The following is a 25,718-nucleotide window of genomic DNA, read 5'->3' on the forward strand; positions in this document are numbered from 1 at the left end:
CCGGCATGACGACTGTGGCACGCGGTACGGACACGCTCACCCGGGACGCCCTCGCCGTCCTCCAGCCCGGCTTCCGCGGCACCACGCCGCCCGACTGGCTGCTGCGGCGCATCGACGAGGGCCTGAGCTCCGTCGGCCTGTTCGGCCGTAACGTTTCCTCGCCCGAACAGGTCGCCGCGCTCACCGCGCGGCTGCGCGCCGGGCGGGCGGACGTCCTCGTCGCGATCGACGAGGAGGGCGGCGACGTGACCCGCCTGGAGACCCGGCAGGGCTCCTCGTTCCCGGGCAACTACGCGCTCGGGACGGTGGACGACCTCGCCCTGACCCGTGCCGTCGCCCAGGAGCTCGGGCGGCGGCTGGCCGCCTGCGGGGTCGATCTCAACTGGGCCCCTTCCGCGGACGTCAACTCCAACCGGGACAACCCGGTGATCGGCGTCCGGTCCTTCGGCGCGGACCCGGAGCTGGTCGCCCGGCACACCGCCGCGTACGTCGGCGGACTCCAGAGCGCCGGGGTCGCCGCCTGCACCAAGCACTTCCCGGGGCACGGCGACACCGCCACGGACTCCCATCACGCGGTGCCCCGCATCGACGTGGACCCGGCCACGGTGCACGCCCGTGACCTGCGGCCGTTCCGTTCGGCCATCGAGGCCGGCTCCAAGGCCGTCATGAGCGCGCACATCCTGCTCCCCGCGCTGGACCCGGACCGCCCGGCGACGCTGAGCCGGCGGATCCTGACCGGTCTGCTGCGCGAGGAGCTCGGGTACGACGGGCTGATCGTCACGGACGGCATGGAAATGCTGGCCATCGCCGAGACGTACGGCATCGAGCGCGGCTCCGTCCTCGCGGTCGCCGCGGGCGCCGACGCCATCTGCGTGGGCGGCGGTCTGGCGGACGAGGCGACCGTACTGCGCCTGCGGGACGCGCTGGTCGCCGCCGTGCGCGGCGGCGACCTGCCCGAGGAGCGGCTGGCCGACGCGGCCGCGCGGGTGCGCGCCCTCGCCGACTGGACGCTCCGGGCGCGGGGGGCCTCGGGGCCGGGCGCGGCCGGACCGGAGGGGAGCCCGTCCGGCCCCGGGATCGGCCTGGTCGCGGCCCGGCGCGCGCTACGCGTGACGGGCTCGGCCGGCCCCCTCACCGAGGCGCCGTACGTCGCCGTCCTCGCGCCCGTCGCGAACATCGCGGTGGGCGACGAGACCCCCTGGGGCGTCGCGGCGGAGCTGGAACGGCTGCTTCCGGGTACGGAGACGGGCTCGTACAGCGGCGGCGACGGCGCGGCCGCGGACCCGGAGCGGGAAACGGACCCGGACGCCCTGGCCGCGCGGGTCCTCGGGGCGGCCGGGGAGCGCCCGGTCGTGGCCGTCGTACGGGACCTCCACCGGCACGCCTGGATGTCCCGCGTACTGGACCGGCTGCTCGCCGGGCGCCCGGACACGGTGGTGGTCGAGATGGGGCTGAACGGGGCCGGACCGAGAGGCGCCCTGCACATCGCCACCCATGGCGCGGCACGCGTCTGCGGCCGGGCGGCGGCGGAGGTCATCGCGGGTCACGGCGGGTAGCCCCGTGCGGGCCCGGCTCCGGACGGGGAACCCGCCCCGGAGCCGGAGCCGGAGCCGGAGCCGGAGCCTGGCCGGCGTCGGCTCAGATGCCCTGCCAGTCCGGCTTCGCCGCGAACGTGGCGCGGAAGTAGTCGGCGAGCTTCAGCCGGGACGCCGCCGCCTCGTCCACCACGACCGTGGCGTGCGGGTGCAACTGGAGCGCGGAGGCCGGGACGAAGGCGGCGACCGGGCCCTCGACCGCCTGGGCGACCGCCTCGGCCTTGCCCTCGCCGGTGGCCAGCAGGACCAGGTGACGGGCCTCCAGGATCGTGCCGATGCCCTGGGTGATCACGTGGTGCGGCACGTCGTCGAGGTGGTCGAAGAAGCGTGCGTTGTCCTCGCGGGTCTGCCGGGTCAGGGTCTTGATCCGGGTGCGGGAGGCCAGCGAGGAGCAGGGCTCGTTGAAACCTATGTGTCCGTCCGTGCCGATGCCGAGCAGCTGGAGGTCCACCCCGCCGGCCTCGGCCAGTGCCCGGTCGTAACGCTCACACGCGGCCTGCACGTCGGTGACGCTGCCGTCGGGGCCCATGAAGGCGTCCGGGTCGAGGCCCAGCGGCTCGACCACCTCGCGCTCCACCACCGAGCGGTAGGACTCGGGGTGGCCGGGCGCCAGGCCCACGTACTCGTCCAGCTGGGCGATCCGCGCGCGGGACACGTCCACCGCGCCGTCCCGGACCCGCGCCGCGAGCGCCTGGTAGACGGGCAGCGGGGTGGAGCCGGTGGCCACCCCGAGCAGCGCGTCGGGCTTGCGGCGCAGCAGGTCGGCGATGCTGTCCGCGATGAGCTGGCCGCCTGCTGCGGCGTCCTGAACGATGACGACTTCCACGCTGGGCCTGCCGATCTGATCAGAGGGCTCGTACGACTCTTCCCACGATGTGGTATAGACCAATTCTACCAGAGGGGCGGCCGTCCGGCAGGGGGGTGGCGTCCCACCGCCAGGCCGCGGCCCCCGGCGGCGCACCGGGGCGGCCCGCCCCGGCCCGGTGGCGGCCCCCTTGGCTCCATGGTCGACTGGGAGGGCCCGTGCCGTCGCCCGATGTGGAGGCACTCAAGCCATGACTGCCGCCTTTCCGGCCGGAGCCAGCGAGCGGCCGGGCCGGATCCTGGCCGCCGAGGTCGCGGAGCAGCCCGACGTCCTGCGCCGGGTCCTGACGGACGGGGCGGGTCCCATCAGGCGGACGGCGGAGGCGATCGCCGCCAGGCACCCCAGGTTCGCGCTGCTCACCGCCCGGGGCACCTCCGACCACGCGGCGCTCTACGGCAAGTACCTGCTGGAGATCCGGCACGGCCTGCCGTGCGGGCTGGCCTCCATGTCCACGGTCACCGTGTACGGGGCGCGGCCGCGACTGACCGACGTACTGGTCATCGGGGTCAGTCAGTGGGGCGGTTCGCCGGACCTGGTGAGCACGGTGTGGGCCGCCCGCAACGCCGGCGCCATCACGCTGGCGCTCACCAACGACCCGGACTCGGCGCTGGCCGGGGTGGCCGAGTTCCACATCGACGTACGGGCCGGCCAGGAACGGGCGCTGCCCGCCACCAAGTCGTACATCGCCTCGCTCCTCAGCCTCTACCTGCTCAGCGAGGGACTGCGCGGCGGCGACGGGGCGGCGGCCCTCGCCCTGCCGGACATCGCCGAGCGGATCCTGGCCCGCCGGGACGAGGTGCGCGCACTCGCCAACCGCTACCGCTTCGCCGAGCGGATGGTCGTGGTCTCCCGGGGCTACGGCTACCCCACCGCCCGGGAGGCGGCGCTCAAGCTGATGGAGACCTGCTACCTGCCCGCTCTGCCCTATTCGGGCGCGGACCTGCTGCACGGCCCGCTCGCGATGATCGACCACCTCACTCCGGTGATCGCGGTCGTCCCGGATGGCAGGGCCCGCGACGCGCTGCGGCCGGTCCTGGTCCGGATCCGGGGCAGGGGAGCCGATCTCGCGGTCGTCGGGCCCGAGCCCGAGGTGAACCGGGCGGCGGCGGGGTTCGTCCTGCCGACCGAGGGGATCCCCGAGGATCTCCAGCCGGTGCTGGAGATCCTTCCGCTGCACGTCCTCGCGTACGAGCTCGCACTCATCCGGGGGCAGGACCCCGACGTGCCGCGCACGATGGCCAAGACTCCGCAGACCCGCTGACGCCCTGAACCGCTGACGGCCCGAGCCCGCCGCCGCCCGCATCCGCCGCCGCCCTGGGCCCGCCGACGTCCCGAATCCGCTGGTCACCACGCACACCCGCGGGCCGCGGCGCCGCGACGGGACCCTCAGCCCGTACGGCACCGCAGCCCGGAGTTGCTACGGCCGTCGGGTGTGCGGTCCCGTGCGGCCGTGGAGGAGGTCCCGTCGCAGTCAGGGCAGAGAGCGCCGGATCCTCGGTCCGCTCTCCTGTGCGGGGAGGGCGGAGGCTTCTGTGACCATTGTGGACTAGACCACTTCGTGGTGTCCATGCTTAGGTCGAGCTTATTTCGCCTGGCCCCGTGGAGAACAGCCCCCGGAGGGCCGTGGTTCGTACCCGTTTCGCGCCGCGGGTACGCTCGCCTGTGTGCCCTCCATGAACGACCTCGTCCGCCAGCACACGGCCCTCGGCGAATCCGACCTCGAATGGCTGCACCTGCTGGTCTCGGAGTGGCAGTTGCTCTCCGACCTCTCCTTCGCCGATCTCGTGCTCTGGGTCCCCACGCGCGACGGCACCCGCTATGTGTCCGTCGCCCAGATGCGCCCCAACACCGGGCCCACCTCCTACCAGGACGACATGGTCGGCCACCTCGTTCCGCGCGGACGCCGGCCCCTGCTGGACGCCGCGCTCGACGAGGGGCGGATCGTCCGCGAGGGCGATCCGGAGTGGCGGGAGGAAGTGCCCGTACGGGTCGAGTCCATCCCCGTGCGCCGCGAGGGCCGGGTCCTCGGCGTGATCGCCCGCAACACCAACCTGCTGACCGTCCGTACCCCCAGCCGGCTGGAGCTCACCTACCTCCAGTCGGCCTCCGACCTGGCCCAGATGATCGCCGCCGGGTCGTTCCCCTTCCCCGGGCAGCAGGTCGACATGGACGCCTCGCCCCGGGTCGGTGACGGACTGATCCGCCTCGACGCCGACGGCGTGGTGCAGTACGCGAGCCCCAACGCGCTGTCCGCGTACCACCGCCTCGGCCTCGCCTCCGACCTCGTCGGCCACCACCTGGGCCGGACCACCGCCGAACTGGCGCCCTCGCGCGGCCCGGTGGACGAGGCCCTGGTCAAACTGGCCAGCGGCTACGCGCCCCGGGAGACCGAGGTGGAGGGGAGCGGTGGCGTGATCCAGCTGCGTGCCATCCCGCTCAAGCCGAAGGGCGACCGGATCGGTTCGCTGGTGCTGCTCCGGGACGTCACGGAACTCCGCCGCCGCGAGCGGGAGTTGATCACCAAGGACGCCACCATCCGGGAGATCCATCACCGGGTCAAGAACAACCTCCAGACGGTGGCGGCGCTGCTCCGGCTCCAGGCCCGGCGCATGGACTCGCCGCAGGGCCGGGAGGCGCTCGACGAGGCGGTACGCCGCGTCGGTTCCATCGCCATCGTGCACGAGACGCTGTCTCAGAATCTGGATGAGCGGGTCGAGTTCGACGAGATCGCCGACCGGGTGCTGGCCATGGTCACCGAAATCGCGCCCGGCACCGTGGTCTGCCGCCGGACCGGGAAGTTCGGCATCCTCGACGCCGAGGTGGCCACTCCGCTCTCGATGGTGCTGACCGAGATCCTGCAGAACGCCCTGGAACACGCGTTCGCGCCGGGGGAGCAGGGCCGGGTCGACGTCATGGCGGTCCGCAGCGGGCGCACCCCGGCGAAGGCGAAGCGCCGCGCCGGTGTTCGCGAGGGGGCCCGGCTGATGGTCACGGTCCAGGACGACGGGCGCGGGCTGCCCGAGGGCTTCGACCCGAAACGGGCGGGGAACCTGGGGCTCCAGATCGTCCGCACCCTGGTGGAGGGGGAGTTGGGCGGCAGCTTCGACATGGTGGCCGCCCCGGTGAGCGGCACGCGCGTCATCCTGGAGATCCCGGTCGAATCGGAGAAATGACGTTTTCCCGGCGGCGGTCGCCGGGGCGGCCACCGAGAGCCGGCCCGCCGCTTCGAGAACGTTCCCGCCGGCGCCCGCCCTTGACACAGCAGCGAGCCCCGGACCGTGGTGACGGCCCGGGGCTCGGCTCGAAGCTCACGTTGCGATGCGCATCGGGGGGTACTGCGCGCTGCGGTTCGGGGGCGGGTCCATGCGTACACGCTGTACGCTCCGCCGGCCAGGCTCCGCCTCCTCGGTTCCTCGGGGTGAGGACCGGTGAGAGCGAGGCCCTGGGCTCGTGGCAGGGGCCTCAGGCGGTCGCGTTGCGCGCCCGGTTGCGAGCGGCGCGGCGCTTCATGGCGCGGCGCTCGTCCTCGCTGAGGCCACCCCAGACGCCGGAGTCCTGGCCGGACTCGAGCGCCCACTGCAGGCACTGCTCCATGACGGGGCAGCGACGGCAGACGGCCTTGGCTTCCTCGATCTGCAGCAGCGCAGGACCGGTGTTGCCGATGGGGAAGAACAGCTCGGGGTCTTCCTCGCGGCAAACGGCGTTGTGACGCCAGTCCATGGCTGCTACCTCTCTTGGTATGACGTGCATATGTCGTGCGGATTGCTTGTGAATGTGAACGCTTTCACGAATCCCCCGACAAGTGAAGGGCCGACCACCAGCTGAGACAGGTGTGGTCCTTGTGTTTGAGGAGGGGTTCTGGCTCTCAAGGAGGCCGGTGGTGCGGGCCGTCCCGATCGCCATGTAGAGATTCGCAAACCTCGGCGGCGGATACAACCCCTTCTGGAAAGTTTTTTTTGATTCCTCGGTGTCGACTAGGTCACAGCCGTACTTCCATGGGGTGGAGTCCAGGGTAAACGTTCGAGTGAAAGGACTTTTGCCCCTTCTACTCACACAATCACACGCAGTGCACGGCGTACGCCTGTGAACGTCACGCTCGTACGCACTCCGAGGTGGTCGCCGTCCATCTGGAACGGGAGGGGCGCCTTCGAATGCAAGGTGAAGTCCGTCAAATCGTGGAGGGAGACGGCGTGACGTCCCTGGGGGCCCCTGGTCGGGGTCGATGTGAGCAGTTGCGTCCCATATCGGGCCGCCGCGGACGTCGACATTCTGGACAGCCCGAGCACGTCGAGCGCCGAGTCGAAGGACGCCGTGGGGGAGGAGTAGAGCGGCCGGTTGCCCAGGTAGGTGTAGGGCGCGGTGTTGCAGATTATGGACAGCACCAGGTCCTCGACCGGCTCCGCGCCGGGGCGCTCCAGGGTGATCAGGCCGTGCCGGCGGTGGGGCTCCTCCAGGAACTGGCGTATGACCTGGCGCACATAGAGGGCGTGCGTCGAACGCTTGCCGCGTTCGCGGTGCTGTTCGACCCGGCCCACCACTCCCGCGTCGAAGCCGAAGCCCGCGTTGAAGGTGAACCAGCGTGCGGGGACCGCCTCGTCGTCCGAACCGGGGGTTCCGGCCGCCAGTCCCAGACCGATCGTCCGTTCGCTCCGGGTGGCCAGCGCGTCCAGGATCGCGCCGGTCGCCTCGACCGCGTCGTTGGGCAGCCCGAGCGCGCGGGCGAAGACATTGGTCGAGCCACCGGGGACCACCGCGAGACGGGGGAGGAGGCCGGGGTCGGGGCCGTTGTGCAGCAGGCCGTTGACGACCTCGTTCACCGTGCCGTCCCCGCCGAGGGCGACGACCAGGTCCATCTCCCCGGACTCGGCGGCCCGCCTGGCGAGGTCCCGCGCGTGGCCCCGGTACTCCGTCGTCACGGCCTCGAGCTTCATCTCGCTCGCGAGCGCGTGGATGAGGACGTCCCGGGTGCGGGCACTGGTGGTGGTGGCTGCCGGATTGACCACGAGAAGCGCGCGCATGCTCAGCAGGTTACCGGCAGGGCGTCGGCGGGTCGCGCCCGGTCGTGCCGCCGGCCGCGGGGCATCACCGCCGGTCGCGCGGGGTGGCGCGGCGCGCGGAGCCGCCCGGCCGTACGGGCGGGCTCGTCGCGCGGGGCGGTCCGGCCGCGGGGGTCTTGTCCGTACGGGGGCGCCGCGTCGGCCGCGCCGGCTTCGGTGGGACGCGGCCGTACGGTGACCGGGCGGGACGGGCCCCGGCCCGGGGGCGCGGTCCGGCTACCCTGCAAGGGTGAGCAGCAGCCAGCGGACCACGCAGCAGTCCACGCCCGAACCGGCCCCCCGCCCCGGCCGCCTGACCGCCGCCGCGGCCGTGTGCGGCCTGGAGGCGCTCGCCCTGGTCGTCGGCGGGGTGTACCTGCTGGTGATGGGGTTGCTCGGCCGGCCCGACAGCCCGCAGCAGGCGGAGACCGGCGGCGTGACCCTGATCGTGCTGGGTGCCTTCCCGCTGTTCGCCGCGCGCGGCCTGCTGCTGCGCCGCGGCTGGAGCCGGGGGCCCGCGCTGATCACCCAGATCATGGCCCTGCCCGTCGCCTACACCCTGCTGACCTCCGAGGGCGCGTTCGTCCCGGCGGGCATCGCCCTCGCGGTGGTCGCCGTGTCGGGGCTGGTCCTGATCCTCAACCCGGAGACCACCGAAGCCCTCGGCATCCGCGGTCCGGGCGGCGACTCCCGCCCGTAGGCCCGTACGACCCGAAGGCGCCGTACGCCCGAAGGCCTTGCGCCCCTGCCGCCCCGTACGGTCCTGTCCGCCTTGTTGCCTTGCTGGGGGAGCTTCTCGCGTCCTACTCCTCCACCAGCAGCCGCTCGCGCAGCTGCGCCAGCGTCCGCGCCAGCAGCCGCGAGACGTGCATCTGCGAGATGCCGACCTCCTGCGCGATCTGCGACTGGGTCATGTTCCCGAAGAAGCGCAGCAGCAGGATCCGCTTCTCGCGCGGCGGCAGGTCCTCCAGCAGCGGCTTGAGGGACTCGCGGTACTCGACGCCCTCCAGCGCCTCGTCCTCCGCGCCCAGCGTGTCCGCGACCGCCGGCGACTCGTCGTCCGTGTCCGGGACGTCCAGCGACAGTGTCGAGTACGCGTTGGCCGACTCCAGGCCCTCCAGGACCTCTTCCTCCGAGATGCTCAGCCGCTCCGCCAGCTCGTGCACCGTCGGCGAACGGCCGTGCAGCTGCGAGAGCTCGGCGGTGGCCGTCGTCAGGGACAGCCGCAGCTCCTGGAGGCGGCGCGGCACCCGCACCGCCCAGCCCTTGTCGCGGAAGTGCCGCTTGATCTCGCCGACGACCGTCGGCGTCGCGTACGTCGAGAACTCGACCCCGCGCTCCGGGTCGAACCGGTCCACCGACTTGATCAGGCCGATCGTCGCGACCTGGGTGAGGTCGTCCAGCGGCTCGCCGCGGTTGCGGAACCGCCGCGCGAGATGCTCGACCAGCGGAAGATGCATGCGCACCAGCTGATTGCGCAGGTCGGCGCGCTCGGGCGAGCCGTCGGGCAGCTTGCGCAGCTCGATGAACATCGCCCGCGCCCCGCTGCGATCCTGTGGATCGTGGTGTTCTTCGCTCATAAAGGCCGCCCGCTCTGCCTGCGCCTGCTCCACCGCGGCCATCCGGTCCGCCGCGGTCGTCTGGCCCTCAAACCCGTCCTCCGGGTGGGGACGGGCCTGCTGCTCCGGGAAGCCCGCGCGGGTGAGCACCGGCTCCGCCGCCGGAGCCTCGTGCCCGCCGCGCGGGTCCCGTTGGATGCGCCCCTCGTCACGCACCGGACCGCCCCCGTTCTCCATCACGTCGGCCCAGGGCCGGCGCCGCGCTGCTTGTAGAGGCTGATGGCGACCGTGTTGTCGTCGGCGACGGTCGAGTCGACCTTGCCGGCCAGTGCGGAGAGCACCGTCCAGGCGAAGGTGTCGCGCTCGGGCGCGCGCCCGTCGGTGGTGGGGGCCGAGACGGTCACCTCCAGCGAGTCCTCGACGAGCCGGAAGACGCAGCTGAGGACGGAACCCGACACGGCCTGCTGGAGCAGGATCGCGCAGGCTTCGTCCACCGCGATGCGGAGGTCCTCGATCTCGTCGAGGGTGAAGTCCAAGCGCGCCGCGAGGCCGGCCGTGGCCGTACGCAGCACGGACAGGTAGGCACCCGCAGCGGGCAGCCGGACTTCCACGAAGTCCTGGGTCCCGGGCTCGCCTGCGATCTGGGACACCCTCACCTCCAAGGTGGCACAAGCTCTTCAGGGCTCCGGGACGGGGAATGTCCCGGGCCTCGCGGTACGCGTCGGTACGTAGCCGGTCTGGACTGGCGACGCTATCGCGATCGACGGTGCCGTGTCGCCGGGACCCCCATTCGAGACCCGTCACTCATGGTAAGCATATGGGCACAGAACGTGGCTAGGGGTCGGTCGGGCCCAATTATGAAGAACTGGCGGAGGGTTGATGTACCCGCAGGGAGTTGACGTACCCAGCCATCACACGATCGAACCGTCCTCGTAGCACCAGCGCCAGCGTTCCCCCGCCTCGAAACTGCGCATCACCGCGTGCCCGGTTTCCTCGAAGTGCTGTGTCGCGTGCCGGGACGGCGAGGAGTCACAGCACCCGACGTGCCCGCACACCAGGCACAGCCGCAGCTGCACCGGGTGGCTGCCGGTCGCGAGGCACGCGGCGCAGGTCTCGCCCAGTGGTGCGGGCTCGGGGCGCGGCAGCTCCGTGACGTGGCGGCACTCACTCATGATGACCAGGTTACGACGCCTCGGGGGGCCGCGAGGACGGCTCCGGACGCTGTTCCCCGCACCCCACACGCCCGTCGCCACACCGCTCGGGACGCTGATCGACTCGGTGATCGGGCATGCTCGGGGGCCGACTCGGGTTACCGCCCGGGAGAGGGTCCGGGGTGCGGCCCACGGGATGGGCCCACGGGATGGGCCCACGGCACGGTGAGGGACGGTGTGATGGACGTATTGCCGCTGGTGGCCCTGGTGGCGGGAAGCGCGGCGACCGCCGGCGCGGCCCGCCGGACCCCGGTGCCCGCGCCGCTGCTGCTGGTGGCGGTCGGGCTCGGTGCGTCCTACGTACCGGGGGTGCCCGCCTACACACTCGACCCGCACGTCGTGCTGCCGCTGATCCTGCCGCCGCTGCTGTACACGGCCGCGGTGGACAGCTCGTACCTCGACCTGCGGGCCAACCTCCGGCCCGTCGCGCTGCTGTCGGTGGGCTACGTCCTCTTCGCCACGGTCGCGGTGGGCTGGCTGGCGTACGTCTTCGTGCCGGGCCTGCCGCTCGCCACCGCGCTGGTGCTCGGCGCGGTGATCGCGCCGCCGGACGCGGTGGCGGCGACGGCCGTCGCGCGGAGACTGGGGCTGCCGCACCGGCTGACGACCATCCTCCAGGGCGAGTCCCTGGTGAACGACGCGACCGCCATCACCGCGTTCAAGGTGGCGCTGGCGGCGGCGGTGGGCGCGGGCGCGGGCTGGGGCGCCGGGATCGGGGAGTTCGCGCTGGCCTCGCTCGGCGGTGTGGGAGTGGGGCTGGTGCTGATGGTGCCGCTGCACTGGCTGCGGACCCATCTGCGCGAGGCGCTGCTGCAGAACACACTCTCGCTGCTCATCCCGTTCGTCGCGTACGCGCTGGCGGAACAGGTGGGTGCGTCGGGGGTGCTGGCCGTGGTGGTGGTCGCGCTCTACCTCGGCCACCGTGCCTGGCAGGTGGAGTTCGACACCCGGCTCCAGGAGGCCGCGGTGTGGAAGATGATCGCCTTCGTCCTGGAGTCCGTGGTGTTCGCGCTGATCGGCCTCCAGCTGCCGGTCGTCCTGGAGGGGCTGGGCGCGTACGGCGTGGGGAAGGCGTTCCTCTACGCGGCCGGCGTGTTCGCGGCGGTGGTGGTGGTCCGGTTCGTCTGGGTCTTCCCGGCGACGTTCCTGCCGCGCGCGCTGTTCCCGCGGCTCAAGGAGCGCGAGCCGGACACCGACTGGAAAGCTCCGGTGATCATCGGATGGGCCGGCATGCGCGGGGTGGTGTCCCTGGCCATCGCGTTCTCCATCCCGCTGGTGACCGAGGACGGCAGCCCCTTCCCGGGGCGGAACCTGGTGCTGTTCCTGACCTTCACCACGGTGATCGGCACGTTGGTCGTGCAGGGGCTGACCCTGCCGTCGCTGATCCGGCTGCTGCGCCTGCCGGGCCGCGACCGGCAGGCGGAGACACTGGCCGAGGCACAGGCGCAGAACGCGGCGTCGACGGCGGCGGAGCGGCGGCTGGAGGAACTGCTGGCCGACGAGCGCAACGAGCTGCCGCCCCCGCTGGCGGACCGGCTCCGGGCGGTCATGGAGCGCCGCCGCAACGCGGTGTGGGAGCGGCTGGGGGCGGTGAACGCGGTGACGGGGGAGTCGGCGGACGCCACCTACCGGCGGCTCTCGCGGGAAATGATCGCGGCGGAGCGAGCGGTGTTCGTGGAGCTGCGGGACCAGCGCCGGATCGACGACGAGATGATGCGGACGCTGCTGCGCAGGCTGGACCAGGAGGAGGCGGTGGCGTACCGGGAGGAGGAGACGGACTGAGGCGCGGGCGAGGGTCCCGGGCGGGGAGTCTCGGGAGGGAGAGGGAGGTCCCGGACGGGGAGTCGGGGCCGGCCGTGGGCGTCGCGCCGCATGGGGGAGGGGCGCGACGGGCGGCGCCACCGGGTGAACGGGGTGGCGGCACGGGGCGGACGACATGGCGTCACGGGGCGTGCGGGCGGGTCGTCGGGCCGGTCCCGTACGGCCGTCACGCACCGTGTGCGGCGCCCGGCTCCGGCGGTCCCGTGACGACGGCGGCCACGGCGGTGCCCGGCGCGAAGGCGCCCTCCCGGGCGAGCACACCGAGGCCGTAGAGCATCTTGGCGACATAGAGACGTTCGACCGGGAGGCCGTGCCGGTCCTCGAACTCCTCGGCGAACGCGTCGAGCTCCCCGGTCGTACGCGCGAATCCACCGCAATGGAAGCGGCCGTCCAGCCGCCAGTCCCCGGCCGGGCCGCCGAAGGCGGCGCGCTGGAGGCCGCGTACCTCCCCCTCCAGGAAGTCCCCCTTGAGCACGGGGAATCCGAGCGCCCGCCGGCCCGCGCCGAGCCCGGCCGCGAGCCCGGCGAGCGTCCCGCCGGTCCCGCACGCCACGGCGACGGTGCCGGCCGCCGCGGGCAGTTCCCGCTCCAGCTCCCGCCCCAGCTCGGCGCACCCGTGGACGGCGAGCGCGTTGCTGCCGCCCTCCGGTACGACGTACACGTCCCCGGACGCCAGTCCGAGCCCGGCGAGCAGGCCGGCCACGACCCCGGGCTCGCCCTTGCGGCGGTAGGTGGCACGGTCCACGAAGGACAGCCGCATCCCGTCGGCGGCGCACCGGGCGAGCGAGGGGTTGAGCGGCCGCCCGGCCAGCTCGTGCCCCCGTACGATCCCGACGGCGCGGAGCCCCAGCAGCCGCGCGGCGGCGGCCGTGGCCCGCAGGTGGTTGGAGTAGGCGCCCCCGAAGGTGACCAGGGTGCCGCGCCCCTCCGCCGCGGCGGCCCGCAGGTTCGGCACGAGCTTGCGCCATTTGTTGCCCGGGATCTCCGGATGCGCCAGATCGTCCCGCTTGAGCAGCAGGCGTACGCCGTGCCGGTCGAAGCGCGCGTCCCTGACCTCCTGGAGCGGGGACGGCAGCCGGGGCCGGAGCGCGGCGGCGGGATCTGCGGACGGACGACTCACCCGGCCATTGTCGCCCGCCCCGGTGCCGCTCGCCCGCCCCCGTGCCGCCCGCCCTCCGGTGCCGCCCGCCCTCCGGTACGTATCGGACGGCGGGCGGCACCGGGCGTCGCGGTCGGGGGTCACTTGAGCCGGTCGCGGACGCGGCTCCTTATCTCGTCCATCGTGAAACCGCGCGGGTCGATCTTGCCGGGCTGCCATTCCAGATGACCGATCACGGAAGGGGCGCCCCAGCCGTGGAATCGGCAGATCGCCGCCGCGGCCCGTTCGACGGCTTCCCGCTGGGCCTCGGGCCACGGGTCCTTTCCGTCACCCAGGTTTTCGCATTCGAAGCCGTAGAAATGGCGATTTCCGTCGGTGTCGGCCGTGTTGTCGGGGGGAAGGGCTTTTTCCGCTATCACGGCCCGCAGGACGTCGGAATCACCGGATCCCGCGTGGTTGGCGCGGCCGTGTCCCACCAGGTGTACCGTGCCGTCCTTGGCGATCACGCCATGGCACAGTGGGCCCGGCAGGTCCGCGTGGCCGTCCCGGCACAGGCGTACGGTCGCGGCGGTGCCCCGGGTGACCGTGTGATGGATCATCACCCCGTGCACGGGGCCCCAGGCGCCCACGTGGTTCCGGTTGTGCGTACGCCAGTCGCCGACCTCGACGACGGTCAGTCCCTCCTCCTTGAGGGCCTTGAGGAACGTGCTCGCGGACATGGGTGGGGCCATGGCCGACTCCTTCTGTTCGAGTGTGCGCGCGTGCGTGTGCAAGTGCGTCGGTGGTGGGCGGACAACGCGTTCCGCCGGTGTTCCGGAGAAACGGGCAAAACCAGAGGATCCAAAGAACCCGAAGAAAACCCGCAAGGCGTCATACGTCATCCGTAACGGCGTTCGAACCGTTCCGGACAGTGTGCCGTCCGTTTGAGCCGGGCGGGCGAAAATACGTTTCTTGTGCCCCGTCACACGCGATTCAGTCCCACTCCTTCGTGTAATGGCGCCCGCACGCCACCCGCTGGAAGTGTTCTCCGAGCAGGTCAGCACAAGGATTTGAGAGGGAGACTCCATGTCGGTTGGCGACGAGGTTCGCGAGGTGCGGCTCCCCCAGCAGAGTCTGGGCACGGCCGCGGCCAGGAACCTGGCGACCACCACCAAGTCGGTACCGCAGATGCAGGAGATCAGCTCTCGGTGGCTGCTGCGGATGCTGCCGTGGGTCCAGGTCCAGGGCGGCACGTACCGGGTGAACCGCCGGCTCACCTACGCGGTCGGTGACGGGCGCGTGACATTTGTGCAGACCGGGGAGCGGGTGTCGGTCGTCCCCGCGGAGCTGGGCGAGCTGCCGCCCCTGCGGAGCTACGGTGACGAGGGCGTGCTGGCCGAGCTGGCGCGCCGCTGCGAGCAGCGGCAGTTCGCGCCCGGCCAGGTCCTGGCCACGGCGGGCGAGGTGGCGGACCGGGTGTTCCTGCTGGCGCACGGCCGGGTGGAGAAGGTCGGCGCGGGCCCGTACGGGGACGAGGCCGTGCTCGGAGTCCTCGCGGACGGGGCGTACTTCGGCGACGGGGCCCTGGTGGACGGGGAGGCCACCTGGGGGTACACCGCGCGCGCGGCCACGGCGTGCACGGTCCTGGTCCTCACCCGGGCGGACGTGCGAAACCTCGCGGAGCGCGAGGCGTCCCTGAGCGAACACCTGCGGGCGGTGGCCGCCGTGCCGCACCAGCGGACGAACAAGTACGGCGAGGCCGAGATCGACCTGTCCGCCGGCCATGTCGGCGAGGCCGTCGTACCGCACACCTTCGTGGACTACGAGGCGGCGCCCCGCGAGTACGAACTGAGCGTCGCGCAGACCGTGCTGAAGGTCCACAGCCGGGTCGCCGACCTCTACAACCAGCCGATGAACCAGACCGAGCAGCAGTTGCGGCTCACGGTCGAGGCGCTGCGCGAGCGCCAGGAGCACGAGCTGGTCAACAACCGCGAGTTCGGACTGCTGGCCAACTGCGACTACGGGCAGCGGCTCCAGCCCCACGCCGGCGTGCCGAGCCCGGACGACATGGACGAACTGCTCTCGCGGCGCCGGGGCTCGAAGCTCTTCCTGGCGCATCCGCGGGCCATCGCCGCCTTCGGCCGCGAGTGCAGCAGGCGCGGGCTGTACCCGGACACCGTGGAGGTCGGCGGCCACCACGTGCCCGCCTGGCGCGGGGTGCCGATCTTCCCGTGCGACAAGATCCCGGTCTCCGAGTCCCGGACGACCTCGATCATCTGCATGCGTACGGGCGAGGCCGAGCAGGGCGTCGTCGGGCTCCAGCAGTCCGGTATCCCCGACGAGATCGAGCCGAGCCTGTCCGTCCGTTTCATGGGCATCGACGAGCAGGCGATCATCTCGTACCTGGTCACGGCGTACTACTCGGCGGCGGTCCTCGTGCCCGACGCGCTCGGCGTGCTGGAGAACGTCGAAGTGGGCCGCTGGAGGTGACCTGACCGACCGGACGGCGCCCGGGCGGGCGGCCGAACTGAGCCCCGGCCGCCCGCCCGGGCCCGCCCTCCCTACAGCAGCCCGCCTCTCCTCCAGCCCTGCCTCCCCACGCGGGAAAGGAAGCCGAACGTGACCACGACGACCAGCACGGACACCGCCATCGAGGGGCGCGGGGCCACGGCGCTCCTGGAGCGCACCCGCGGTGTCGTCCAGCCCGAACTGCGCGCCGCCGTCGCGACGTTGCCCGGCCCCATACGCCGCGTGGCGATGTACCACTTCGGGTGGGAGCACGCCGACGGGACGCCGGCTTCCGGGCGGGAGGGCAAGGCCGTCCGGCCGGCGCTCGTCCTGGCCGCCGCGCGTGCGCTCGACGGCGGCCGGGCGGGCGACGACGCCGTACGGGACGCGATCCGGCCCGCCGTGGCCGTCGAACTGGCCCACAACTTCACCCTGCTCCACGACGACGTGATCGACGAGGACCCGACCCGGCGCCACCGGGCCACGGCGTGGACGGTCTTCGGCACCCCGGACGCCATCGTCGCGGGCGACGCCATGATGGCCCTCGCCGTGCGGCTGCTGGCCGAGGACCCGCACCCCGCGGCGGCCGCCGCCTCCGCCCGGCTCGCGGCCTGCGTCGTGGAGCTGTGCGCGGGCCAGCAGGCGGACTGCGCCTTCGAACGGCGAGACCCGCGGCAGGTCTCGGTGACCGAGTGCGTGACGATGGCGACGGCCAAGACGGGCGCCCTGCTCGGCGCGTCCTGCGCGCTCGGCGGTCTGTACGCGGGCGCGACCGCCGAACAGGTCGCCGCGCTGGACACGTTCGGCCGCGAGGCGGGGCTCGCGTTCCAGCTCATCGACGACCTGATGGGCATCTGGGGCGACCCCGCCAGGACGGGAAAGCCCGCGGGGGCCGACCTGGCCGCGCACAAGAAGTCCCTGCCGGTCGTGCACGCCCTGGCCTCCGGCACCCCGGCCGGCGCGGAGCTGGCCGAGCTGTACCGGCGGCCGATGGACGAGACGGCGGTCCGGCGCGCGGCCGACGCCGTGGAGCGGGCAGGCGGGCGCGACTGGGCGCAGGAGCAGGCCGCCGACCGGATGGCCAGGGCCGTCCACCAGCTCTCCAGGGCCGTGCCGGACCTCGCGGCCGGAGACGACCTGCTGGCGCTCGCGGAGTTCGTCACCCGCCGTACGAGTTGAGCGACGGCGCGGGCGCGAACAACCTGCCCTGGTACGACCGGAACTGACGACCCGTGCTGCGGCGGAAGCCGCGCTACCGCTACAGTCCGCGCCATGACAGCGGAGTCGACGGATTCGTGGGCGGGTTGGTATCGCGACGGCCAAGGTGCCGAAGCGATCACCCTCGTCGCGGGTGGGCGCCATGTGCGCACCCGAATAAGGGGAGTTGAGTACGAGGGGGCGGACTTCGCCGCCCTGGAGGCAGTGGGTGCGGGCGAGACCCTGGCGTCCTGTGTCCTGGAATGGGACATGCCACTGCCGTTCAGCGCGGACGGTACGACCGAACAGGCCACGCTGAGCTGCCTGCTGGCGCTCGGTGACCGTACGGACGAGGGTCCCGTGGGACGTGCCGAGCTGAGCCTGACGCTGCACTGCGGGGGAGCGGCGTACGCGTCGGGGATCGCCGGGGGCGGCTTCGAGGACGCGCTCGACCGGATCCGGCGTCAGCTTCCGCCCGGCACGGAACTGGGCGGCAAGCAGCTGGTGGGGGCGCCCTGAGCAGCGGTGTCCGTGTGCGGACGAACGGGCGCGTGCAGGTCGACGCGTATGGCTGACGCGGCTGACACGTACGGATGATGTGGTGGCGCGGGGCGGGATCCGCGGGGCGCGGGGCGGGGTGCGCGGGGGCGTGTGCCGGGGGCCGGGCGCCGGGGAGGCGGGTACTGAGGGGCGGCCCCTCAGCCCGGCCGTCCGTCCCCCGGCGGCTCCGGCGCCGTGGACTGTTCGGCCGGTTCGGCCGGCTCCACCGGTTCTTCCGACCAGCCGCTGTCCACCGCCGGGTTGTCGTCGTGGAGCACGAACTCCTCGCTGACGTCGACGGGCCGGAACCCGTCCGCGATGAGCGCGTCGATCAGCGCGTCCAGCCGGGCCCGTGCCGAAGGCCGCCCGGCCGACCGTACCCGCTGGATGACGCATCGTTCCTGGGTTCCGCCCGGCAACACCTGCCGCGCGGTGCGCGCCACGTGCGCGTGGTGCCGTTCGGCGACCGCGGCCAGCCGTCCGGTGTCGTAGGGGATGGACAGCCGGACCGTGGCGCGGTGCTCGAAGTGGAGTTGCGCGGGCAGCGCCGCGGCCTCGGCGTCGGTCCGCGGCACGTCCTCGTTCCACGGGGCCGCCTCGATCCGTGTCCGTACGACTGTGAAGCCCGCCCCGGCCAGCAGCCCGGCCCACCGCTCGGCGGCGCTCCGCTGTTCCTCGAACGTGCCCCTGGAACGCCGGGTGAGCACCGGCCCGGCAGGGGTGCGCCCGCGGTCCAGGACCGTACGGGTGAGCTCGAGGCCCTGGGCGGCGGCCCACTCGTGGAGGGGGACGGCCGTGACACCGCGCCGTCGAAGGGTCCGTACCGTCAGATGGGTCGCGAAGTCACCACGGAAGTCCACCGAGCGACGTTACCAAGGCGGACACGGCAGGGGCGCCCCGCACACGAAACCGGGGCGCCCGTGAGGCCGGTGCGGAAGCCGGAAGTCAGGAGAGCTTGGCCATGGCGGCGGCGAGGCCGTTCGCCCACAGGGAGTTGACCCGGGAGCGCTCGGCCGCGTTCGGCTGGGCGTTCTGGCAGGAGGTGCCGGGGCCGCCGCCGGACATCAGCTCGCTGCACGGACCGGAGTAGTGGTCCGGCAGGCCGAGCACGTGCCCGGTCTCGTGCGCGGTGACGCGCGTCGAGTTGTACTGCTGGTTCTGCGCGTAGTCGAGGAAGATGTAGCCGCGGCCGTGCCCGTCGGTGCTCGCGTACGAGCCGCGCGAGTCGTTGCCCTCGCGGTAGGTGAAGTCGGCGTTGCTGCCCGACTGGAGCTTCACGTTCGTGACGGCGGCGTTCCAGATCGACGTGCTGGAGGCTATCTGGCTGCGGAACGTCGGTGCGCTGGAGGCGTTGTAGACCACGGTCACGGCCTGGACGCCCGGGTTCGCGGCGCGCTTCTCGGCGACCGACTTCAGCACGGCGTCGAAGAACGCCTTGGTGTTGGCCGCCTCCGCCGCGGAACCGCTGTACGCGGCGTACGACGAGGTCGCGGCCGGCGCGGCGGGGGCCGGGCCCTCCGGGGCGGGGGCGGCGGAGGCGGGCGCGGCGCCGAAGGCCGTCGCGAAGGCGAGTCCGATGCCGAGGAGGCCGGAGAGCGCGGTCTTGGGGTGTCTCATGTGGGGGGACTCCTACTCGTCCGTGGACACGGATTGGGGATACCGCAGAGTCTCGGGGAGCCCGTCCCCGTACGGATGATGTCAACCGCCGATAACACGGGCGCATCACCGCGTGACACGCTTCGACGGGCATGGCGGCCGGTTGGCGCGGTGCCTGCTGCCGGTATGCGTGCCTGTATGCCAGCTTGTATGGGGCAGAAGGCGGCGCAAGTTGCCGGATGTCGGCCACAGTCGGTCATAACTCGTCGTCAATTGGCGTGTTTTGGCTATCTGGTGCGGCTCAGGAGGCCGCTCTACTCTCGGGTTCATGGAGCTGGAGGTGAGGCATCTGCGCGCCCTGTGCGCGATCGCCGACGCCGGCAGCCTGCACAAGGCGGCCAGGCAACTGGGCATGAGCCAGCCGGCCCTGACGACCCAGCTGCGGCGCATCGAGAACTCCCTGGGCGCGGAGCTGTTCACCCGCGAACGCAGTGGCTGCCGCCCCACCTCGCTGGGCCGCTCGGTGGTGAGCCGGGCCCGGCCACTGGTCTCCGGCATGGCCGCGCTGGTCGCGGAGGCCACCTCGGCGGCCGACCTGGTGGGCGGGGAGCGGCTGCGGATCGGCTCCACGGCGAGCCGGGCGCTGGTGGGCTGGCTGCGCAGGCTCCGCCGCCGCATGCCCGGTACGGACATCTCGCTCCACATGGACGTCTCGGCCGGCGCGCTGCTGCGGACGGTCGCCGCGGGCCGGCTCGACGTCGCCTTCGTGCACGAGGTGGAGGGCTGCCCGCTGAATGTCCCCGACGGGCTGGAGAGGCGGGTGGTGGTGGACCGCGAACCGCAGTTCATCTCCATGTCCCGGGACCACCCCGCCGCCGCCCGCCCGGTGGTGGAGCTGGCGGACCTCGCGCAGGACCGCTGGATCCTCGACCCGACGGTGGACGGCGAGTGGGACGGGGTGCGCCGGGTCCTGAGCGCGGCGGGCATCGATCCGCCCCTGGTGCACGGGGACTACCAGACGGCGGCCTCGCTGATCGCGGTGGGCGAGGCCGTGGCCCCCTGCCAGCCCACCTCCGACCCACGGGACGACCTGGCGATCCGGCCGTTGCGGGACGACCCGCTGGCCGTACGGCTGCTCTTGTTCTCACGGCCGGGCGTCGCCCCGGGGGCGCGTGTCGGCGAGGCCGAGGAGTCCGTCGGCGCCCGGGTGTTCGGGGACCTGACGGACGCGTACCGGGAGGCCGCGCTGCGGGCGGTGGACTACCGCCTGTGGCTCACGCGTAACAAGAGCCCCTTGCTCCATGCGGAGGCGGCCTGACGCTCGTCGCGCCGACGCGTGGGAGACGCCGGGCGGACCGGGACTGTGGCAGGTGCCGGGCGGGCCGGTACTACGGCGCCGCAGGGATACGCTCCTTGGACCGTCGCCCCTCTTTGATCAGTACGCCGCACGGCTGAGCGTGCGGGGGCTCGCCTCCGTACTTCCTACCGGTAAGAGGTCGCGCGGATGGGTGGGGTGGAGGAAGGAGCGGGTCGAGGGGCAAGTCCGGCAAGGCGGAGGAGGGAGGCGACGCGGAGGGGGCACCTCCCACGCCCTTGAGGCAGTGGGGGAGTCGTGGACCGACGACAACGCCGCCGGGCGCCGCCCATCGGCACGCGACGCCACCCCAGCCATCCGCGCGACCTCTAAGTGACAGGTCGAGGGCGACACAGCCTGAAGGAGCGACAGATGGCCCATCGTATGACCGTGCCCGGCTTGTTCCCGCCGCCGGACTACGCGCACACAGCGGTGGTCGAGACGGGCCGGCGCCTCGCCTTCCTGGCCGGGGCCGTACCGCTCGACCCGGACGGCAAGCTGGTCGGTCCGGAGGACTTCGTCGCCCAGAGCGAGCAGGTGCTGGCCAACCTCGGTACCGCGCTGGACGCCGTCGGGTGCGGGCTCGCCGATGTCGTGGCCACGACCGTGTACGTGGCGTCGTCCGACCCGGCGGACCTCAGCCGGGTCTGGGAGGTGGTCCGAGCGGGCGGTCTCACCCTCGGCCCGCACACCTCCACCCTGGTCGGCGTCGCCTGCCTGGGCTACTCGGGCCAACTGGTCGAGATCACCGCCGTGGCGGAGATCCCCGAGGAACCCGGGGAGCCGACCGCCCCGGAGAACGTCTCCTGACCGGCCGGCCACCCGGGCCACGGTGGGTCCGGGTGGCCGGCCGGGTCCGCACCAGGATGCGGACGCCTGGTCATCCCCGGCTTATCGGGCCGGTGAGCGGAGGGGTGTGCAGACACCGGGAGTTCTTCGCGCACCGGCTCCGCCGCGGGTGCCGTTTCCGGTGATCGACAGCGCCGGGCCGCACCCACGAGCCCGGGGACAGGCCCACGCCATGGCCGTGACCATTGACCGTACGGCATCGAGCAGACGCGCGCCGCCGCAGCCGGCTCGGCTGTCCCCGACGCCCGCGCCGGGCGGGCTGGACGGCATGTGGTGGCCTCGCTCCCGTGCCTTCATCCGTGAGCTGCCGTCCTTGACGGCCGCATTGGGCGATCTCCGGGGTCGTATCACGGGTGTCACCGTGCACCCGGCCTCCTGGCCCGTCCTGCCGCATTGGGTGTCTGACGCCGGGCGCATCGTGCGGGTGGGCTGGTCCACCGAGGAGCAGGATCCGCACAGGCTCACTCTTTTCTCCGCTGATGGCCGCCGTGACGTGCTGGTGATTCCGCCGGAAACCGGTTCGGATGCCGCCGCGCGGCTGATGGCCGGCGACGGCTTCGACGCCCCGGCCCGGGAGGCAGCAGCGGACAGGATCGATGCCCGAAACAGGGAAGAAGTGTGGGAGGCAGACGGCGGAGCGGGCCGACCGTCGTCTCTGCCCCGGCCCATCGGCTCGGCAGGGCCCTCGCCCGCCGGTCGGCGGAGGTGAGATCCCATGCTCGTCATCGCCGTGGCCGTGCCGCTCGTCCTAGTGCCCCTCCCGGCAACGCTTGCCCCGTCGCGACGCCCGGCACGCGCGCTCGCCGCGTTGGCCACAAGCCCAGGTAGCTCCGCTACATGGACTGCTGCCCGCCTTGCGATCACACGCACCGGACGCCGCTCCTTGACGGGCAAACCTTGCCGGTCGCGGCACTAGCAGGCCATGGCCGCTGCCTGTATGTACGTGGCGGGCGAAGGCCGGGCCGTCGTGGACTGGGGGAGGGGCAACACGCCTGCGATGATCACGCTGACGCACCGGGGGATCCGGCAGATGGAGGCGGAAGAGGAAGGGCGTGGCTGAGCCACCGCGTCGGCTTCTCGGACCGAAGCGAACCCCACAAGGGTTGTTCCTGTCGGATTGATCCCTTTTGTGTAATGTGGAAAGCGGGTCGGCGCACTCTCACGTGCAATGACCCGGAAGGGCGGCTCCGGCGGGTATACGCCGGAGCCGTTGCCTGTCTCCGGAACCCGCCTGCGGCGAGGCGCTCGCGCGGGCGTCGTGCGGAGTACGGTGAGGCAGCGGGGTCGTATCGCGGTCGCATGCTCTGCGGTCGCACCGATCTTTGCGGACGGGCGGACACCATGGCCGACTCACACACCCCCGACCACCTCCCCAGGCTCCTGCCGGACGCCGTCCACCGGTCGGTGAGCCCCGGCACGGCCCTGCTGAGGCTGGAGACGACACACGCACGCGAGGGAGTCCTGGACGGCGCGTGGTGGCCGCGGTCCCGGGACGTAGTTGCCGAGCTACCCTCACTGATCACCGCGTTGACCGAGCATCTCGGCCCTGTCACCCGAGTCGGGCTGGACGGCAGTGCGTGGGACGGACTGCCGACTCGGGTGATGGTCCACGGCCGAGTCGTGCACATCGATTCCTTCCCGGTCGGTGACGACACCGTCCTCATCACCCGGGGCGACCGGGACCACTTCTCGCTGTTGCTGGTCCCTCCGGACACGACACTCGACGCGGCACGGGCCGCGATGGCCAGGGCTGTACGGGCCGACAACGTCACCGAGGCCAAACAGATCCTCATCGACACGGGCAGCGACACGCCGTCTACGCCGGCCTGACACGTCCGTCGCAGAGCGACTCCTCGCTGGACAGCCCTTAGAAGCGGGCGAACTTCTGCGTTTGCTGGGCGAATTCCTGGGCCATGGCGGCGCTGACCGTGGGCGTGGTGTCGCGGATCGTGTCCAGGTAGTCGTCGGTGGTGGGGGTGGTCCGGGTTCCGGTGTCGAAGGTGCGCTCGAACTGGGCCTGGGAGACGGTTCGCGCCGCGTGGGCGATGTCGGCGGGGGTGAACCCCTCGCTGGCGGACGCGAGTACCGCGCTGTCGGCCCGCGCGCCCGCTCGGTCCAGGTAGCTCTTCCACAGCGCGGTCCTGGCGGTGTGGTCGGGAGGGCCGATCGGCAGCACGTAGTCGAAGCGGCCGTGCCGCAGGAACGCGGAGTCGAGAGTGGTCACGTTGTTCGTGGCGCAGACGAGTAGCCGTCCGTCCTGGCTTCGGAACCGGATGATCGCCTTGAGCAGTTCGTTGACGACGCCGACAGCGGTCGCGTCCGCGCCGCCGCGTTCGCCGGCGATCTCCTCGACCTCGTCGATGAAGACGAGGACGTGGTCGAGCCGGGTGATCTCGTCGAAACGTCGGTTCAGCCCGGTCGCCAGGCCGTACTCGGCGGCCAGACGGGCGGGGAACAGTTCGAGGAAGGGCCATCCCAGGCGGCTGGCGATCGCGTGCGCGAACGTGCTCTTGCCGGTCCCGGGCGGGCCGAACAGCATCACCGCACGTGGCAGGTCCACTCCGTGCTGTGCGGCCAGTTCGGGATGGGCCAGCGGCAGGACCAGGCGCCGCTCGATGAGCCGCTTCTCCCGTCGCATGCCCGCGGCCTTCTGCCACAGTCCCCCGGGCGGCAGCTCCGCTCCGAGCGAGGACAGCGTGCCGACGGACTGTGGAGTCACCGGCCCGCGCTTTTCGAAGAAGACCAGCCCGGGGCGGGCGCCGAAGTCGCAGTTGCTCAGGGCGGTGGCACCGGTCTCGCCCTCGGGCAGGGCGGCGTGCACCGCCCGGACGCCGGCGGCGAAGAGCCGTTGCTCAAGAGCGGTGATGAGGGCGCTGCCCAGTCCGCGCTGCCGCCAGGTGGGCGCCATGCAGATGCGCAGGATCCATGCCCGTTCGCCCTCCACCCTGCTCACCGCGGCGCCGATCAGTACGTCGTCGGCCGTGGCCACCACAGCCGGGTGGCGGGCCTGGAGGGCGGTGACGGCGTCCGAGAGCGGGAAGAGCGGCGGCTCCTCGGTCGTGCCGCTCTCCATGTCGACGCGGATCAGCGCTTCGAGATCGTCCTGGGTGTAGTCCCTGACGCGCCAACCCGTCATGATCAGCTCCGCGTGTTCGGCCGTACTCCCATCATCAGCCGATGTCCGGAGGGCGCGCGCGACGAGCTTCGGCCACGAGTCCGCCCTGGCGGCACGGATCGCTCGCCCGCACCACCACCCGCCGGTCGAAACCCTGCGGGTGACTGGGCCGGTTCGTGAGGCAGGGCCGAAACCCGTAGGTACGGGCCGCGCCGGTGGTCGGTGCGCGGGGCGGACATCGCCCCGTCACCCGTGGTGAGTGGTGCGGTCGCGGCGGCGGCGCGGGAGGAAGCGGCCGCGGCCCCCGTCACGGTGGTCATGTCGTTCGCCGACGGTCGGCGACTTGGACAGCGGTGGTCGCGCACGGGGACGTGCCGTGTCGGTGCCGCGACGTGGGCCGCCGGGCAGGACGCGACCGTACCGGTGCACGGCGATCCTTTCCGCGTGCTCGGTATCGAGCCGGAGGGCGCCGGGGCATGTCGTATGCCGGCTACCGGACCGGTCTCACGCACGATGGTTCGCGTGCCCTGGCCCAGCGCTCCTTGGCTGTGGGACGTGTTCCTCGTGTTCCGTTCAGCCCGCCGCTCCCCATCGGTCCGCCGGGCGTCGGCGAGGAGTATCCTGGTGATTACCGAGAGCTTCTCGTACACCGGCTTCCACGCCGGGTCGTTCTCGGCGATTCATGGCAACCGGGCCGGCCGTGACCGGCCCGGGGTTGGGTTCGCATCATGACCGCGACCATTCCGTCGACGCCCGCGGTCGAGGAGCGGACCCCGTCTTCGCTGTCGGCCCGACTCGTGCTGGCACCCGTCGACACCGCACCGGCCTTGATCGATGGTGCCTGGTGGCCCCGCTCCCGCGACCTGAAGGCGGAGCTTCCGGCGCTCATCGAGGTCCTCGACCCGCTGTGGGGGCGGATCACCCGGGTAACGGTGAACCCCACGTACTGGCCGGTCATCCCGCGAAAGGTGCCCGTTCACGGGCACGTGGTGCACGTCGGCTGGTTCGAGGCCGAGCAAGACCCGCACAAGCTTCTGCTGCTCTCCTACACCGTCGGCCGCTGGGACCTGCTGGTGATCCCACCGGAGACAGAGCCGGCCACCGCGGCCCGGCTCATGGCCACGGCCACAGACTCATCGCGGGCCCTCACGGCGACCGGCCTGATCCATGAGGCCGAACTCTTCCGGGCCGAGGCAGAGGCCGACTCGGACTCGTTCCGGGAGGCGATCTGGGATTCCGAAGGCGGGCATGACGCCCGCCACCCGGCGGTTCTCGCCATGGCGCCGCACAGAGAAGTGGACCCGCACCCGCCCCAAGGGGGATCCCCGCCCCGAGGAGGATCGCGGAGCCGGCTCCGCCGGTAGGGCGTTCGCGGGCAACGGCGGGAGTGGAAG

General features: G+C 72.5%; 25 protein-coding genes. 14 read left to right on the plus strand and 11 right to left on the minus strand.

What is annotated here, in order from left to right; all coding sequences use genetic code 11:
• Positions 1–5: 5 nt before the first annotated feature.
• Complete coding sequence (locus ACU6P3_RS23320) at positions 6–1,556, plus strand: glycoside hydrolase family 3 protein (RefSeq protein ID WP_447193960.1); 1,551 nt, start codon at positions 6–8, stop codon at positions 1,554–1,556.
• An 82-nt stretch (positions 1,557–1,638) separates the two neighbouring features.
• Here the strand turns inward: ACU6P3_RS23320 and nagB are convergent, their stop codons facing one another.
• Complete coding sequence (nagB, locus tag ACU6P3_RS23325) at positions 1,639–2,421, minus strand: glucosamine-6-phosphate deaminase (protein ID WP_447193961.1); 783 nt, start codon at positions 2,419–2,421, stop codon at positions 1,639–1,641.
• Between the two features lie 229 nt (positions 2,422–2,650).
• On the opposite strand from nagB, the gene ACU6P3_RS23330 reads away from it, so the two are divergent.
• Complete coding sequence (locus ACU6P3_RS23330; protein ID WP_447193962.1) at positions 2,651–3,721, plus strand: SIS domain-containing protein; 1,071 nt, start codon at positions 2,651–2,653, stop codon at positions 3,719–3,721.
• A gap of 412 nt (positions 3,722–4,133) precedes the next feature.
• Positions 4,134–5,633, plus strand: a complete 1,500-nt coding sequence (locus ACU6P3_RS23335; protein WP_447198030.1) for a histidine kinase N-terminal domain-containing protein — start codon at positions 4,134–4,136, stop codon at positions 5,631–5,633.
• A 289-nt stretch (positions 5,634–5,922) separates the two neighbouring features.
• Here the strand turns inward: ACU6P3_RS23335 and ACU6P3_RS23340 are convergent, their stop codons facing one another.
• A complete protein-coding gene (locus ACU6P3_RS23340; RefSeq protein WP_004937597.1) occupies positions 5,923–6,180 on the minus strand; it encodes a WhiB family transcriptional regulator in 258 nt (85 codons plus the stop codon).
• Positions 6,181–6,509: 329 nt separating this feature from the next.
• Positions 6,510–7,478 (minus strand): diacylglycerol/lipid kinase family protein, encoded by a 969-nt coding sequence (locus ACU6P3_RS23345; RefSeq protein WP_447193963.1) that lies wholly within the window; start codon positions 7,476–7,478, stop codon positions 6,510–6,512.
• A 268-nt stretch (positions 7,479–7,746) separates the two neighbouring features.
• On the opposite strand from ACU6P3_RS23345, the gene ACU6P3_RS23350 reads away from it, so the two are divergent.
• Positions 7,747–8,196 carry a hypothetical protein gene (locus ACU6P3_RS23350; RefSeq protein WP_030754163.1) on the plus strand — a complete coding sequence of 150 codons (450 nt, stop codon included), beginning with the start codon at positions 7,747–7,749 and terminating at the stop codon, positions 8,194–8,196.
• A gap of 103 nt (positions 8,197–8,299) precedes the next feature.
• Here ACU6P3_RS23350 and ACU6P3_RS23355 read toward each other — a convergent pair whose 3' ends face one another.
• The 3 genes from ACU6P3_RS23355 to ACU6P3_RS23365 form a co-directional block, all read right to left on the minus strand.
• Positions 8,300–9,403 carry an RNA polymerase sigma factor SigF gene (locus ACU6P3_RS23355; RefSeq protein ID WP_447198031.1) on the minus strand — a complete coding sequence of 368 codons (1,104 nt, stop codon included), beginning with the start codon at positions 9,401–9,403 and terminating at the stop codon, positions 8,300–8,302.
• Entirely contained in the window at positions 9,292–9,705 is a 414-nt protein-coding gene (locus ACU6P3_RS23360) for an ATP-binding protein (protein WP_344278052.1), read from the minus strand. The genes ACU6P3_RS23355 and ACU6P3_RS23360 overlap by 112 nt, the downstream gene beginning before the upstream one ends.
• 261 nt (positions 9,706–9,966) lie before the next feature.
• On the minus strand, positions 9,967–10,227 hold the full coding sequence (locus tag ACU6P3_RS23365) for a UBP-type zinc finger domain-containing protein (protein ID WP_344278055.1): 261 nt from the start codon (positions 10,225–10,227) through the stop codon (positions 9,967–9,969).
• A gap of 219 nt (positions 10,228–10,446) precedes the next feature.
• Here ACU6P3_RS23365 and ACU6P3_RS23370 point away from each other — a divergent pair, with 219 nt between their 5' ends.
• A complete protein-coding gene (locus ACU6P3_RS23370; RefSeq protein ID WP_447193964.1) occupies positions 10,447–12,048 on the plus strand; it encodes a Na+/H+ antiporter in 1,602 nt (533 codons plus the stop codon).
• A gap of 205 nt (positions 12,049–12,253) precedes the next feature.
• Here the strand turns inward: ACU6P3_RS23370 and ACU6P3_RS23375 are convergent, their stop codons facing one another.
• Positions 12,254–13,207, minus strand: coding sequence for a 1-aminocyclopropane-1-carboxylate deaminase/D-cysteine desulfhydrase (locus ACU6P3_RS23375; RefSeq protein WP_447193965.1), 954 nt, complete (start codon positions 13,205–13,207; stop codon positions 12,254–12,256).
• A 119-nt stretch (positions 13,208–13,326) separates the two neighbouring features.
• Entirely contained in the window at positions 13,327–13,917 is a 591-nt protein-coding gene (locus ACU6P3_RS23380) for an N-acetylmuramoyl-L-alanine amidase (protein WP_447193966.1), read from the minus strand.
• A 334-nt stretch (positions 13,918–14,251) separates the two neighbouring features.
• Here ACU6P3_RS23380 and ACU6P3_RS23385 point away from each other — a divergent pair, with 334 nt between their 5' ends.
• The 3 genes from ACU6P3_RS23385 (at position 14,252) to ACU6P3_RS23395 (ending at position 17,389) form a co-directional block, all read left to right on the plus strand.
• Positions 14,252–15,655, plus strand: a complete 1,404-nt coding sequence (locus ACU6P3_RS23385) for a family 2B encapsulin nanocompartment shell protein (RefSeq protein WP_447193967.1) — start codon at positions 14,252–14,254, stop codon at positions 15,653–15,655.
• Positions 15,656–15,784: 129 nt separating this feature from the next.
• Positions 15,785–16,852 carry a family 2 encapsulin nanocompartment cargo protein polyprenyl transferase gene (locus ACU6P3_RS23390; RefSeq protein ID WP_447193968.1) on the plus strand — a complete coding sequence of 356 codons (1,068 nt, stop codon included), beginning with the start codon at positions 15,785–15,787 and terminating at the stop codon, positions 16,850–16,852.
• A gap of 93 nt (positions 16,853–16,945) precedes the next feature.
• Positions 16,946–17,389 (plus strand): DUF6304 family protein, encoded by a 444-nt coding sequence (locus ACU6P3_RS23395; protein ID WP_447193969.1) that lies wholly within the window; start codon positions 16,946–16,948, stop codon positions 17,387–17,389.
• Positions 17,390–17,568: 179 nt separating this feature from the next.
• Here the strand turns inward: ACU6P3_RS23395 and ACU6P3_RS23400 are convergent, their stop codons facing one another.
• Complete coding sequence (locus ACU6P3_RS23400) at positions 17,569–18,270, minus strand: polysaccharide deacetylase family protein (RefSeq protein ID WP_447193970.1); 702 nt, start codon at positions 18,268–18,270, stop codon at positions 17,569–17,571.
• Positions 18,271–18,355: 85 nt separating this feature from the next.
• Positions 18,356–19,027 (minus strand): snapalysin, encoded by a 672-nt coding sequence (gene snpA, locus ACU6P3_RS23405; protein WP_447193971.1) that lies wholly within the window; start codon positions 19,025–19,027, stop codon positions 18,356–18,358.
• A gap of 307 nt (positions 19,028–19,334) precedes the next feature.
• On the opposite strand from snpA, the gene ACU6P3_RS23410 reads away from it, so the two are divergent.
• From ACU6P3_RS23410 to ACU6P3_RS23430, 5 genes are all read left to right on the plus strand, one after another.
• Positions 19,335–20,324: a LysR family transcriptional regulator gene (locus tag ACU6P3_RS23410; RefSeq protein WP_447193972.1), complete on the plus strand. Its 990-nt coding sequence runs from the start codon at positions 19,335–19,337 to the stop codon at positions 20,322–20,324.
• A 408-nt stretch (positions 20,325–20,732) separates the two neighbouring features.
• Positions 20,733–21,170, plus strand: a complete 438-nt coding sequence (locus ACU6P3_RS23415; RefSeq protein WP_447193973.1) for a RidA family protein — start codon at positions 20,733–20,735, stop codon at positions 21,168–21,170.
• Positions 21,171–21,477: 307 nt separating this feature from the next.
• Positions 21,478–21,918, plus strand: coding sequence for a DUF5994 family protein (locus ACU6P3_RS23420; protein WP_447198032.1), 441 nt, complete (start codon positions 21,478–21,480; stop codon positions 21,916–21,918).
• A gap of 213 nt (positions 21,919–22,131) precedes the next feature.
• Positions 22,132–22,269, plus strand: coding sequence for a hypothetical protein (locus tag ACU6P3_RS23425; protein ID WP_447193974.1), 138 nt, complete (start codon positions 22,132–22,134; stop codon positions 22,267–22,269).
• A 281-nt stretch (positions 22,270–22,550) separates the two neighbouring features.
• A complete protein-coding gene (locus ACU6P3_RS23430) occupies positions 22,551–23,039 on the plus strand; it encodes a DUF5994 family protein (RefSeq protein WP_447193975.1) in 489 nt (162 codons plus the stop codon).
• A gap of 37 nt (positions 23,040–23,076) precedes the next feature.
• Here ACU6P3_RS23430 and ACU6P3_RS23435 read toward each other — a convergent pair whose 3' ends face one another.
• The gene (locus ACU6P3_RS23435) at positions 23,077–24,345 is read right to left on the minus strand and encodes an ATP-binding protein (protein WP_447193976.1); all 1,269 of its coding nucleotides are present in this window, start codon (positions 24,343–24,345) and stop codon (positions 23,077–23,079) included.
• A gap of 707 nt (positions 24,346–25,052) precedes the next feature.
• Here ACU6P3_RS23435 and ACU6P3_RS23440 point away from each other — a divergent pair.
• Positions 25,053–25,688 (plus strand): DUF5994 family protein, encoded by a 636-nt coding sequence (locus ACU6P3_RS23440; protein ID WP_447193977.1) that lies wholly within the window; start codon positions 25,053–25,055, stop codon positions 25,686–25,688.
• Positions 25,689–25,718 lie beyond the last annotated feature (30 nt).

This window comes from Streptomyces hebeiensis (assembly GCF_052983195.1).

Excerpts from the sequence above, each read along its gene's own strand:
- ACU6P3_RS23365 (WP_344278055.1), bottom strand. The coding sequence starts at position 10,227 with ATGAGTGAGTGCCGCCACGTCACGGAGCTGCCGCGCCCCGAGCCCGCA.
- ACU6P3_RS23380 (WP_447193966.1), bottom strand. The coding sequence starts at position 13,917 with ATGGCCCCACCCATGTCCGCGAGCACGTTCCTCAAGGCCCTCAAGGAG.
- ACU6P3_RS23440 (WP_447193977.1), top strand. The coding sequence starts at position 25,053 with ATGACCGCGACCATTCCGTCGACGCCCGCGGTCGAGGAGCGGACCCCG.
- ACU6P3_RS23415 (WP_447193973.1), top strand. The coding sequence starts at position 20,733 with ATGGCCCATCGTATGACCGTGCCCGGCTTGTTCCCGCCGCCGGACTAC.
- snpA (WP_447193971.1), bottom strand. The coding sequence starts at position 19,027 with ATGAGACACCCCAAGACCGCGCTCTCCGGCCTCCTCGGCATCGGACTC.
- ACU6P3_RS23335 (WP_447198030.1), top strand. The coding sequence starts at position 4,134 with ATGAACGACCTCGTCCGCCAGCACACGGCCCTCGGCGAATCCGACCTC.
- ACU6P3_RS23425 (WP_447193974.1), top strand. The coding sequence starts at position 22,132 with ATGGCCGCTGCCTGTATGTACGTGGCGGGCGAAGGCCGGGCCGTCGTG.
- ACU6P3_RS23320 (WP_447193960.1), top strand. The coding sequence starts at position 6 with ATGACGACTGTGGCACGCGGTACGGACACGCTCACCCGGGACGCCCTC.
- ACU6P3_RS23420 (WP_447198032.1), top strand. The coding sequence starts at position 21,478 with ATGTGGTGGCCTCGCTCCCGTGCCTTCATCCGTGAGCTGCCGTCCTTG.
- ACU6P3_RS23330 (WP_447193962.1), top strand. The coding sequence starts at position 2,651 with ATGACTGCCGCCTTTCCGGCCGGAGCCAGCGAGCGGCCGGGCCGGATC.
- ACU6P3_RS23435 (WP_447193976.1), bottom strand. The coding sequence starts at position 24,345 with ATGACGGGTTGGCGCGTCAGGGACTACACCCAGGACGATCTCGAAGCG.
- ACU6P3_RS23385 (WP_447193967.1), top strand. The coding sequence starts at position 14,252 with ATGTCGGTTGGCGACGAGGTTCGCGAGGTGCGGCTCCCCCAGCAGAGT.
- ACU6P3_RS23395 (WP_447193969.1), top strand. The coding sequence starts at position 16,946 with ATGACAGCGGAGTCGACGGATTCGTGGGCGGGTTGGTATCGCGACGGC.
- ACU6P3_RS23410 (WP_447193972.1), top strand. The coding sequence starts at position 19,335 with ATGGAGCTGGAGGTGAGGCATCTGCGCGCCCTGTGCGCGATCGCCGAC.
- ACU6P3_RS23345 (WP_447193963.1), bottom strand. The coding sequence starts at position 7,478 with ATGCGCGCGCTTCTCGTGGTCAATCCGGCAGCCACCACCACCAGTGCC.
- ACU6P3_RS23370 (WP_447193964.1), top strand. The coding sequence starts at position 10,447 with ATGGACGTATTGCCGCTGGTGGCCCTGGTGGCGGGAAGCGCGGCGACC.
- ACU6P3_RS23340 (WP_004937597.1), bottom strand. The coding sequence starts at position 6,180 with ATGGACTGGCGTCACAACGCCGTTTGCCGCGAGGAAGACCCCGAGCTG.
- ACU6P3_RS23430 (WP_447193975.1), top strand. The coding sequence starts at position 22,551 with ATGGCCGACTCACACACCCCCGACCACCTCCCCAGGCTCCTGCCGGAC.